The organism is Tepidiforma sp., assembly GCF_034432735.1.
Taxonomy (GTDB): domain Bacteria; phylum Chloroflexota; class Dehalococcoidia; order Tepidiformales; family Tepidiformaceae; genus Tepidiforma.
Genome location: NZ_DAOUBJ010000052.1, coordinates 1 through 10869, shown reverse-complemented (window position 1 = coordinate 10869; position 10869 = coordinate 1). Strand labels below are relative to the sequence as shown.

Below are 10869 nucleotides of genomic sequence, written 5' to 3'. Positions count from 1 at the left end.
TTTCTTGGTCGATATCGACGGTGTTGCCGTCGTGGCGGCTGGAGGTGAGGAGTTGTTGGGGATCGAGGCCGAGGGTGTCGCGGTGGGTGGGGGTGGTGGCGAGGTGGCGAGGGTCGGTGGTGGCGAGCTGGCCGGTCTGGCGGCCGAAGGCGCGTTGGAGCTCGGTTTCGAAGGTGGCTTCTTGGCGGATGTAGCCGGGGGTATCGATGTTGGCGATGTTGTTGGCGATGGCGCTTTGGCGGCGGCCGAGGCCCGTGAGCCAGGCGGTGACCTGGGCGATGCCGCGGTCTGCGATGGGGTTCATGGGAGGTGCTCCTGGGGTGGGTTTTGGGCGGGGCGCCAGCGGGCGGCGACGAGGTCGTCGATTCGGCGCTGTTCGGTGCGGGTGCGTTGGAGGTGTTCTTGGGCGCGGCGCCGTTCGAGGAGGAGTTCGAGGGCGCGACGGTCGCGGCGGCGCTCCATGAGGACGGCTCGCTCTTCGGCGACGTCTTCTTCGGAGTCGGCGAGGGCGGCGCGGCGGGCGTCGATGTCGCGCTCGAGGCGTAGCAGGTAGGCGGTGGTGGCGAGGAGGTCGGCGATGTCGACGGTGCCTGTGCGGGGGCCGGCGGCGAGGAGGGCTTGGTGGGTGGTTTCGGCTTCGGCGAGTGCGTGGGCTCGGAGATCGCGGAAGGCGATGGCTTGGGCGAGTTCGCGTCGTTGGAGTCGTTCGGCGAGGGCGCGCTGGCGGATGAGCCGTTCAAGGCGTTTGGACGAGATCGGCATGGCTCACCTCGCTGATTTCGTGGTCGGTGGTTTCGTGGGGGGTTGTGGAAGGGGTGAATTCTGGGTCGACGGCGAGGAGGGCAGCGATGGCTTCGGGGAAGGGGGTGATTTCTTCGGCGGGCTGGCGGAGGTAGGTTTCGATGGCGGGAAGGAGCTGGAGGGCGCGGTCGACGAGTGGGTCGGCGCCGCGGCTGTAGGCGCCGATGGCGACGAGGTCGCGTGCGTCTTCGTAGGCGGCGAGGAGCTGGCGAAGCTGGCGGGCGGCTTGGCGGTGGTCGGGGTCGGCGACGCGTTCCATGAGGCGGGAGACGCTTTGGAGGATGTCGATGGGGGGGTAGTGGCCGGCGGAGGCGAGTGCGCGACGGAGGACGATGTGGCCGTCGAGGGTGGCTCGGGCGAGGTCGGCGATGGGTTCGTCCATGTCTTCGCCGTCGACGAGGACGGTGTAGATGGCGGTGATGGAGCCGCGGGGGCCGGGGCCGGCGCGTTCCATGAGGTGGGGGAGGATGGAGAAGACGGAGGGCGGGTAGCCGCGGGCTGTTGGGGGTTCGCCGGCGGCGAGGCCGATTTCGCGGCGGGCCATGGCGACGCGGGTGAGGCTATCGAAGAGGAGGAGGACGTCGGCTCCTTCGTCGCGGAAGCCTTCGGCGATGGCGGTGGCGGTGCGGGCGGCGCAGATGCGCATGGCGGCGGGGTTGTCGCCGGTGGAGGCGATGACGACGCAATGCTGGAGGGCTTGGCGGCCGAGGTCGTGTTCGATGAAGTCGCGCACTTCGCGGCCGCGCTCGCCGATGAGTGCGATGACGGTGACGTCGGCTAGGGTACCGCGGGCGAGCATGCCGAGGAGGGTGCTTTTGCCGACGCCGGAGCCTGCGAAGATGCCGACGCGCTGGCCGCGGCCGAGGGTGAGGAAGCCGTCGATGGCGCGGACGCCGGTGGGGAGGGGGCGGGCGATGGGTTCGCGGTCGAGGGGGTGGGGCGGTTCGGCGGAGGCTTCGACCCAGCGTACGCCGGTGGGTGGTGCGTCGCCGTCGATGGGGCGGCCGAGTCCATCGAGGATGCGGCCGAGGAGGGCGGAGCCGACGGGGGCGAGGGGAGGTGTGCCGCCGGCATGGACGCGCGCGCCGGCGGTGAGGGCTGTGCGTTCGAGGAGGGCGAGGTGGGCGATGCCGCCGGCGGCGAATCCGGCGGCTTCGGCGGGGATGGGTTGGCCGGAGGGTGCTTCGATGAGGGCGAGTTCGCCGGGCTGGAGGTTGATGCCGGCGGCGATGGCCATGTCTGCGTTGCTGGCGAGGAGTGTGCCGGTCCGGCGGTGGAGGTTGGCGCTGGCGATGGCGCGGAGGATGGGGGTGAGGGTGGTGTTCATGCCTGGCCTCCGGCGCGCTGGATGGCGAGCTGGGCGAGGTCGAGCCGGGCATCGAGGGTGGCGTCGATGGTGCCGTTGCGGAGGTCGACGATGCAGCCGCCGACCTCGACGGCTTCGTCGGGGCGCACGTAGGCTCCGAGTTCGCCGAGGGCTGCGGTGACGGCTGCTTCGACGCTGGGGTGGACGCGGATGCTGAGGAGTTCTTGGCCTGCGGCGGCGCGGATGGCTTCTTCGCAGGCGGCGGTGGTGAGGGTCGGGTCGGCGGTGTAGGCGGCGCCGACGATGCGGCGGACGGCGAGGGTGACTGCCTGGGCGAGCATGGGGCGGGCAGTGGCGGCGATTTGGTCGCGGATGGCGATGCCTTCTTGGGCGGCGGTGCGGAGGAGCTGGAGGAGCTGGTGGGCTTCGGCCTCGGCGCGGGCGAGGCCTTCGGCGAAGGCGCGTTCGGCGGCGGCGCTGGCGGCGGTGGCGACTTCGGCGGTGGCTGCGGCGCGAATGCTGGCTGCTTGGGCTTCGGCTTCGGCGATGATGGCGGCGGCGCGGGCTTCGGCGGCGGCGATGAGTTGGGCGGCGGTGGCGACGGGTGTGTCGAGGGGGACGGCGGGGGTGGAGGCACCGACGATGAAGACGTCGTCTTGGTTTTTGGCGCGGGTGGAGCGGATGATGCGGGGCGGTTTAGCCGACGAGTTCATCGTCGCCTCCGCGGGAGATCACGATTTCTTCGGCTTCGTCGAGCCGGCGGATGACTTCGACGATGCGTTGCTGGGCTTCTTCGACCTGCCGGAGGCGAACGGGGCCGGAGGCTTCCATGTCTTCGCGCAGCATCTGGGCGGCGCGCTGGGACATGTTGCGGAGGATGCATTCTTTGACGTTTTCGGAGGTGGCTTTGAGGGCGAGGGCGAGGTCGCGTACTTCGACTTCGCGGAGGATGCGCTGGATGGAGCGGTCGTCGAGCGTGGCGATGTTTTCGAAGACGAACATGCGCTTTTTGATTTGCTCGGCGAGTTCGGGCTCGGTTTCTTCGAGGGCTTCGATGATGGCTTTTTCGGTCATGCGGCTGGACTGTTTGAGGACTTGGACGAGGACTTCGATGCCGCCGACGGATTGGGTCTGGCGGGTGGGTTGGAGGACGGCGCTGAGTTTGCGGCGGAGGACGGCTTCGACTTCGTTGACGATTTCGGGGTTGGCGCGATCCATGATGGCGATGCGGCGGGCGACGTCGGCGGCGAGTTCGGGGTCGAGGCCGGCGAGGACTTGGGCGGCTTTGTCGGGCTGGAGGAAGGAGGTGAGGAGGGCGATGGTTTGGGGGTGTTCTTGGGCGAGGAAGTTGACGAGCTGTTGGACGTTGAGGTGGCGGAGGAAGCCGAAGGGGACGGTGGGGGAGGTGGCGGAGAGGCGGTCGATGAGTTCGGCGGCTTTTTCTTCGCCGAGGGCGAGCCGGAGGAGCTCTTCGGCGTAATCGAGGCCGCCGAGGGAGATGACGTTGCGGGCGACGGCTGTCTGCTCGAATTCTTCGATGACTTCTTTGCGGTGTTCGGGGAGGAGTTCGCCCATGGCGGAGATTTCCCAGGTGATGCGCTCGATGTCTTCGTCGGAGAGGTGGCGGAGGACTTCGGCGGAGCGCTCTTTGCCGAGGGTGATGAGGAGTGCGGCGGCTTTGCGGCGGCCTTTGAGCTTTTCGTCTCTGGCGACCATGGGCGGTTATTCTTCTCTCATCCAGGTCTGAACGACGTCGGCGACGGCACGCGGGTTGGCTTCGGCGAGGCGGAGGACGCGTTCTTCGTGGGGGTCGGAGGGGGTTTGGAGGGCGGGCAGGTTTTCTTGCTGGGTGGGGGGGATGGCGGCGATGGCGGCGGCCGCGGAGGGGGCGAGGGCCGGGTGGGGAATGGGTGCGGGGAGCCGGGGTACGCGCTTGGAGAGGGAGCGGAGGAGGAGCATGACGAGGATGAAGGCGAGGATGACGGCGAGGACGGGGAGGAGGAGCTGGAGGTAGTGGAGGTAGGTGGCGAGGCCGCTGGGGGTTTCGCCGATGAGGTCGGCCCGGACGCTTTCGTCGAAGGGGAGGCGGGTGACGCTGATGACGTCGCCACGGACTTGATCGAGGCCGACGGCGGCTGCGACGGCGCTGGTGATGGCTGCTTCTTGGGCGGCGGTGACGCTTTCGTCGAGGACGACGGAGACGCTCAGGCGTTCGAGCCGGCCGGGGGCTTGGATGGTGGTGGAGGTGGTTTTGGGGACTTCGTTGTTGGTGGTGGTTTCGGTGCGACTGTATTGGGAGTTGCCGTTGGCGGTGGTGTTGGTGCCGCCGCCGGTTCCGCCGTTGGTTCCGGTGCCTGGGACGTTGCCGATGTTGAGGTTGGTGCCGGTGAAGGTTTCTTGGACGGTGGATTGGGAGCGAGGGACGGCCTGGGCTGGTGTGCCGAATTCGTCTTTGACTTGGGTGACTTGGTCGAAGTTGAGGCTGGCGCGGATGGTGACGGCGCTGCGGCCGGGGCCGACGATGCGGGCGAGGACGTCGCTGACGTCGCGTTGGAGGGCGAGTTCGTATTGGCGCTGGAGTTCGAGCTGGCTGGCGGTTGCTCCGGCGGAGAATGCTCCGCCGAAGGTGGCGCCGTCGAAGAGGACGCGACCGGTGTCGTCGATGATGGTGATGCCTTTTTCGGTGAGCCCTTCGACGGAGTTGGCGACGAGGTTGACGATGCCTTTGACTTGTTCGTCGTTGAGGCGGGCGCCGGGTTTGAGCTGGAGGAGGACGCTGGCGGTGGGGTCGTGTTGGTCTTCTTTGAAGACGGCTTCTTTGGGGATGGAGATGTGGACGCGGGAGGCTTTGACGGGTTCGAGGGTGTTGATGGAGCGGGCGAGTTCGCCTTCGAGGCCGCGGCGGAAGTTGACTTTCTGGACGAAGTCGGTGGCGCCGAAGTTGGTTTTGTCGAAGATTTCGAGGCCTGTGGCGCCGCCGGATGGGAGGCCGGCCTGGGCGAGCTTGATGCGGACTTCGGCGACTTTGTTGGCGGGAACGGCGATGGCGGAGCCGCCGGCGCGGAGTTGGTAGGGGATGCCGAGGGTTTCGAGTTCGTCGGCCATGGCGGCGCTGTCTTCGGGGGCGAGCCCGGAGTAGGCGGTGACCATTTTGGGGCTGGAGGAGGAGAGGAAGAGGGCCCAGAGGAGGACGATGCCGCCGAGGGCGACGGTGCCGAGCATGAGCTGCCGAGTGCGTGGGAGGGCGTTCCAGCGTTCGAGCCATGGTCCGAGGGGGGTGGCTTGCAGGTTCCCCATGCGATGCTCCGGGCTGTTGTGGTCCGAAGGTAGCGATGGGGCGGGGTGCTCCGCATCGGGGAGTTACCGATGCTGGCGTGGCGAACCCGTGAACTGTTGGGAGAAATCCCTGATCCTGGTGTGCGGTTGGGGTTATGGGGTGGGTGTGCTGTGGGTATCGGGTGGGTCGAGGAGGCGGGTGGGTGGGAGGGCGCGGTCGTGGTGGTGCTCGGCTACCCAGCGGCGGCGGGCTTCCCAGTGGTTGGGGTGGGAGATCCAGCCGTTGGTGCGTTCTTGGACCCATTTCCAATCGGCCCAGCAGAGGAGGGCGGTGTCGAGGTCGCGCCGGGCGAGCCGGCGGATTTGGCGGAGGATGGGGTCGCGGCGGCGTTTGCGGGGTTCGACTTTATCGGCGAGGAGGATGACTTTGGCGATGAGGGGCATTTCGGCGGCGCCGAGGGTGTGGTCGCGGACGGCGGCGAGTGCTTCGTCGTCGGTGATGTGGAATCGTTCGCGGAGGACGACGGCGGCGATGGGGCCGTGGAGGAGGACGGGCTCGGCGCGGTCGGCGTCGGTGATGGGGATGCCGGCCTGGGCGGCGAGGTGGAGTTGTTGGGCTGGGGGGTGGGCGCGGTAGAGGTCGTGGCCCCAGGCGGCGAGTTCGACGCGGTCGGGGTCGAGGTCCCAGGTGGTGGCGAGGGCGCGTGCTTCGTGGACGACGCGTTGGACGTGCTGTCGGAGCCCGCGGGGGAGGTGGGTGTATTGGTCGCGGACGCGCTGGATCTGGTGGCGGAGGGGGTTCATCGGCGAGGGCGCCGGCGTGGTCAGCCTTCGGGGCCGAGGCGGCGGCCGCCGAGGAGGTGCATGTGGAGGTGGTAGATGGTCATGCCGGCGGCATCGCCGACGTTGAATGCGAGGCGGTAGCCGGGTTCCCAGACGCCCTCGACGCGGGCGACGTCTTTGGCGAGGATGAACATGCCTGCGAGGGTTTCGGCGTGGCTCCACTCGATCTCGCGGGCGCTTTGGATGTGGGATTTTGGGATGATGAGGCAATGGATGGGTGCGCGAGGGTTGATGTCGCGGATGGCGAAGGCGTGGGCGTTTTCGGCTATTTTTGTGACGGGGATTTCGCCCCGCTGCATGCGGCAAAAGAGGCAGTCCGACATGGGGGTCATTGTGGGGAGCGGATGCGGTTGTGTCGATGGGTTGGCGGAGGGTGTGGGGGTGGACTGGGAGGGTCGGTGAGGTGGGCGCGATGACGAGGTTGGGGGGTGGGGTGCTTTCGCTGTTCTGGTCGCCGTTGTGCGCGGTGGGGAGCCATGGGCCGGGCGGGCCGAATGCGCAGATTTGTGTTTCGGTGTTCGGGGCGTCGATCGTTCCGGAGCGGCCGCGGCTGCTGGTGGTGCTTTGGAAGGGGAATTTTACGCACGATTTGGTGAGGGAGGCGGGGACGTTGGCGGTTTCGGTGCTCGCGGAGGGGCAGGAGGGGTTGCTCGCGCCGCTGGGGCTGCGGAGCGGTCGGGATGGCCCGAAGCTGGGCGGGCTGGATTGGGGGCTGACGCCGGAGGGTGATCCGGTGTTCGGTGGTGCTGCGGGCCAGGTGCGCGGGCGGGTGATCGAGGGGTTCGATCTGGGTGATGCGACGGCGTTCTTGGTGGGGGTGGTGGGAGTGGTGGATGGCCGGGGTGGGCCGCTGCGTTGGCAGGCGGCGCAGCGGGTGGTGGGGGAGGCGTTCTTGGCGCGCTGGGCGGAGAAGAGTGCGCGTGACCGTGCTGCGGCGGCTGGGCTGTTGCGCTGGCTGGGGGATGGCGCGGGTTAGGCGTAGAGGACGTGGCTGCGCAGGAAGGCCTCGATGGCGCGGTAGAACTGGTCGATGGTTTCGGATTTGCGCCAGCCGTGTCCTTCGCCGGGGTAGACGTGGTATTCGTGGGGGATGCCGCGGGCACGGAGGGAGGCGACGATGCTGTCGCTCTGTTCGCGCGGGACGACGCGGTCGATTTCGCCTTGGAAGACGGCGATCGGGTCGCGGATGCGGTCGGCGTGGAAGAGGGGTGAACGCTCGCGGTAGGTGGCGGCGGCCTGGGGGAGGGGGCCGAGGAGGGAGTCGAGGTAACGGGATTCGAATTTGTGGGTGTCGGCGGCGAGGGTGAATTGGTTGGCGACGCCGTACATGCAGATGGCGGCTTTGTAGACGCCGGGGTAGGTGACGAGGGATTGGAGGACGGTGAAGCCGCCGGCGGAGCCGCCCATGATGACGAGCCGGCCCCGGTCGGCGAGCCCGCGGTCGGCGAGGGCGAGGGCTCCGGTGCGTGCGTCTTCGACGTCGTAGATGCCCCAGCTACGGCGGAGTTTGGCCATGTAGGCGCGGCCGTAGCCGGTGGAGCCGCGGTAGTTGGGAAGGAGGACGGCGTAGCCGCGGGTGGCGAAGAATTGGGCTTGGGGGTTCCACGTGGCGAGTGCCTGGCTGGTAGGGCCTCCGTGGACGAGGACGATGAGGGGTGGGGTGCCGCTGCTTTGGTAGCGGTCGCTGGCGGGTGGGTAGTAGAGGCCGTGGGCGAGTTCGCCATCGAAGGAGGTCCAGCTGACGGGCTGGGGCTCGGAGAGGGCGGAGGGCGGGACGAGTTCGCTGTCGCTGCGGCGAAGTACGTGGATTTTGGGGCTAGCGGGGTTGGCGAGGTCGATGGTGACGATGCGGGGTGGCTGTTTGCCTCCGGAGGCGACGATGGCGAGCTGTTCGGCGGTGGGTGAGGCGGCGGGGGCGGTGAACGCGGTGTAGCCGGGGAGGTCGGGGGCGAGGTCGCGTTCGGCTCCGGTGGGATGGATGGCGATGAGCCGGTGGAAGGCGTTCTGTGAGCGGATGACGACGATGGTTCCGGAGGGAAGCTCGGCGAAGGTGCGCATGCCGTGTGCCCAGGCGGGTGTGCCGTGTTCGGCCGCTCCGTGGGTGAGTTGGTCGATGGCGCCGGTGGCGAGGTGGCGTCGATAGAGGTGGCCCCAGCCGGATTGGTCGCTGATGTAGAGGATGCTTTGGCCGTCGCGGGTGAAGTGGGGCTGGAAGATGCTGATTTCTGGTCCGCCGGCGAGGATGGTGGTTTCGGCGATGGTAGGGAGGGGTCCGGTGAGGTCGAGCGAGGCGATGCGGAGTTCGGTGCCGTCCCAGGGCATGTTGGGATGGTCCCATTCGACCCAGGCGAGGCGGTCGCCGGCTGGATGCCAGCAGGGCTGCATGTAGAAGTCGCGGCCCTGGGCGAGGCGGCGGGGCCAGTGGCGGCCCTGGCTGTCGACGATGGCGAGGGTGTCGATGTCTTCGAAGCTGTGGATGTAGGCGACCCAGCGACCGTCGGGGGAGACGGTGGGGCTGGAAGCGGCGCCGAAGGGCGGGGTGATTGGCCGGGGAGGTCCGCCGTCGAGGTCTTGTCGGTAGATGCGCTGGTCGGCCTGGCCGACGAAGTAGAGGGTGTGGTGGGAGATGGCGAAGTCGCCGCCGCCGTAGCCGATGAAGGCGCGGACGGAGGTTTCGGGGGTGAGGTCGCGGGTGGCGAGGTCGGAGCGGTGGTGGGCGACGATGACGCCACGGTCGGAGCGGCCTTCGACCCAGGCGAGGGTTCGGCCGTCGGAATCCCAGGCGGGCTCGTTGAGGCGGAGGGCGGTGGCGAGTGCGGCGGGGGTGATGGGGCTAGGCCAGAGGCCGAACATGCGGTGTTCGCTGGTCATGGGTGGGATTGTACGTTGGCCGGTTTTGTGGGGGTGGGGCTGGTTAGGTGCGGGGTTGGGTGATGCGGAAGTGGTTTCCGAAGGGGTCGCGGCCGGCGCAGTCGATGCCGTAGTCGCGCTCCATGGGCTCTTGGGTCATTTCGACGCCGCGCTGGAGGAGGGTCTGGTAGGTGGTGCGGCAGTCGGTGGTGTGGAAGATGAGCCAGCCGCCGGCGGCGCCTTTGGCGACGAGGTCGCGGACCTGCTCGGTGGTGAGGGCGTCCATCATGGGGCCGCCGGGCTTTTCGAGGAGGATTTCGCGGCTATCTCCGGGGACGCCGACGGTGAGCCAGCGCATGAAGCCGAGGTCGATGTCGGTTCGGATTTCGAGGCCGAGCTTGCCGACGTAGAAGTCGAGGGCTGCGTCCTGGTCGAGGACGTAGATCTGGGAGATGCCGATCTGGGTGAACATTGGGGAAGTGTAGCTTGCGTTCCGTGTTCGTGGAGGAGGACGTATTCTTGGGTCCGATGCTTACGCGTGTTGCTCCTGTGTCGGTCGAGGAACTGAAGGCCATCGCCAAGCGTGTCCGGGCGGAGATTGTGGAGATGGTGTATGCGGCGCAGAGTGGCCATCCGGGGGGGTCGCTGTCGGCGGTGGAGTTGGGTGTGGCGCTTTACTGGAATCATCTGCGCTGCGATCCGGCGAATCCGGACGACCCGAATCGGGACCGTTTTGTGTTGTCGAAGGGCCATGCGACTCCGTTCTACTATGCGGTGTTGGCGGAGCGGGGGTTTTTTTCGCGAGAGCTGTTGCGGGGTTTTCGGAAGCTGGGGAGCCCGTTGCAGGGGCATCCTTCGATGAAGGCGCTCCCGGGGATCGAGATGTCGGGTGGTTCGTTGGGGCAGGGGCTTTCGTTCGCGATTGGGCATGCACTGGCGGGGCGGTTGGAGGGGCGGGAGTTTCGCTGTTGGGTGATGCTGGGGGACGGGGAGCTGAACGAGGGGCAGGTCTGGGAGGCGGCGATGGCGGTTCCGCACTTTGGGTTGGGGGACCGGGTCATTGCGCTGGTGGACCGGAATGGGATCCAGAACGACGGTTTTGCGGACCGGATTATGCGGACGAATCCGCCGGCGATGTTCGCGGGGTTCGGCTGGAAGGTGATCGAGTGCGATGGTCACGATATGGCCGCGGTGGATGGTGCGCTGACGGAGGCGGAGCGGCCGGATGAGCGGCCGCGGGTGGTGGTTGCGCACACGGTGAAGGGGAAGGGCGTGAGCTTCATGGAGAACAATCCGGGGTTCCACGGGAAGGCGCCGACGCGGGAGCAGCTGGAGCAGGCGCTGGCGGAGATCGGGGAGGGGCTGGCATGAGGCAAGGGGCACCGGCAGCGGCGACGCGTGAGGCGTATCCGTATGCGCTGATGGAACTGGTGGAGCAGGGTGTGGATGTGGTGGCGATCGATGCGGATCTTTCGGTTTCGACGATGGGGTACCAGTTCGGGGAGCGATACCCGGAGCGGTGGTACACGGTAGGGGTGGCGGAACAGAATATGGTGGGGATTGCGGCGGGGCTGGCGGCTTGCGGGAAGACGGCGTTCGTTGCGAGTTTTGCGGTGTTTTTGCCGGGGCGGTGCTTCGATCAGCTGCGGACGTCGGTGGCGCAACCGCGGGGTGGGCTGAATGTGAAGTGTGTGGCGAGCCATGGAGGGGTGACGGTGGGGGAGGATGGGATGAGCGCGCAGGCGATCGAGGATCTTGCGCTGGCGACGTCGCTGATTCCGTTCGATGTGGTG

12 protein-coding genes and 1 pseudogene are annotated in these 10869 nt (G+C 67.9%); 3 read left to right on the top strand and 10 right to left on the bottom strand.

Annotated features, from left to right (window positions below; translation table 11 throughout):
• From flgB to VAE53_RS05580, 8 genes are all read right to left on the bottom strand, one after another.
• Positions 1-304 (bottom strand): flagellar basal body rod protein FlgB (gene flgB, locus VAE53_RS05615; RefSeq protein ID WP_322818387.1); only part of this gene is annotated, 304 nt, incomplete at its 3' end.
• Positions 301-762 (bottom strand): flagellar export protein FliJ, encoded by a 462-nt coding sequence (fliJ, locus tag VAE53_RS05610; protein WP_322818386.1) that lies wholly within the window; start codon positions 760-762, stop codon positions 301-303. The genes fliJ and flgB, both read right to left, overlap by 4 nt.
• Positions 737-2128, bottom strand: a complete 1392-nt coding sequence (locus tag VAE53_RS05605; RefSeq protein WP_322818385.1) for a FliI/YscN family ATPase — start codon at positions 2126-2128, stop codon at positions 737-739. Before VAE53_RS05605 ends, fliJ begins: the two co-directional genes overlap by 26 nt.
• Positions 2125-2820 carry a FliH/SctL family protein gene (locus VAE53_RS05600; protein ID WP_322818384.1) on the bottom strand — a complete coding sequence of 232 codons (696 nt, stop codon included), beginning with the start codon at positions 2818-2820 and terminating at the stop codon, positions 2125-2127. The genes VAE53_RS05605 and VAE53_RS05600 overlap by 4 nt, the downstream gene beginning before the upstream one ends.
• Positions 2804-3823, bottom strand: coding sequence for a flagellar motor switch protein FliG (gene fliG, locus VAE53_RS05595; RefSeq protein WP_322818383.1), 1020 nt, complete (start codon positions 3821-3823; stop codon positions 2804-2806). Before fliG ends, VAE53_RS05600 begins: the two co-directional genes overlap by 17 nt.
• Before the next feature lie 6 nt (positions 3824-3829).
• The gene (gene fliF, locus VAE53_RS05590) at positions 3830-5404 is read right to left on the bottom strand and encodes a flagellar basal-body MS-ring/collar protein FliF (protein ID WP_322818382.1); all 1575 of its coding nucleotides are present in this window, start codon (positions 5402-5404) and stop codon (positions 3830-3832) included.
• A gap of 132 nt (positions 5405-5536) precedes the next feature.
• Entirely contained in the window at positions 5537-6187 is a 651-nt protein-coding gene (yqeK, locus tag VAE53_RS05585) for a bis(5'-nucleosyl)-tetraphosphatase (symmetrical) YqeK (protein ID WP_322818381.1), read from the bottom strand.
• Positions 6188-6207: 20 nt separating this feature from the next.
• A complete protein-coding gene (locus VAE53_RS05580; protein WP_322818380.1) occupies positions 6208-6549 on the bottom strand; it encodes a histidine triad nucleotide-binding protein in 342 nt (113 codons plus the stop codon).
• Between the two features lie 89 nt (positions 6550-6638).
• On the opposite strand from VAE53_RS05580, the gene VAE53_RS05575 reads away from it, so the two are divergent.
• Positions 6639-7202, top strand: coding sequence for a flavin reductase family protein (locus tag VAE53_RS05575; protein WP_322818379.1), 564 nt, complete (start codon positions 6639-6641; stop codon positions 7200-7202).
• Here the strand turns inward: VAE53_RS05575 and VAE53_RS05570 are convergent.
• Complete coding sequence (locus VAE53_RS05570) at positions 7199-9097, bottom strand: S9 family peptidase (protein ID WP_322818378.1); 1899 nt, start codon at positions 9095-9097, stop codon at positions 7199-7201. The two genes, VAE53_RS05575 and VAE53_RS05570, sit on opposite strands and share 4 nt — an antisense overlap.
• 43 nt (positions 9098-9140) lie before the next feature.
• Positions 9141-9548: a VOC family protein gene (locus VAE53_RS05565; RefSeq protein WP_322818377.1), complete on the bottom strand. Its 408-nt coding sequence runs from the start codon at positions 9546-9548 to the stop codon at positions 9141-9143.
• Between the two features lie 56 nt (positions 9549-9604).
• Between VAE53_RS05565 and VAE53_RS05560 the strand changes: the two genes are divergently transcribed.
• On the top strand, positions 9605-10447 hold the full coding sequence (locus tag VAE53_RS05560) for a transketolase (RefSeq protein WP_322818376.1): 843 nt from the start codon (positions 9605-9607) through the stop codon (positions 10445-10447).
• Positions 10444-10869: pseudogene (locus VAE53_RS05555) on the top strand (transketolase family protein); the annotation flags it as partial. The gene VAE53_RS05560 and the pseudogene VAE53_RS05555, both read left to right, overlap by 4 nt.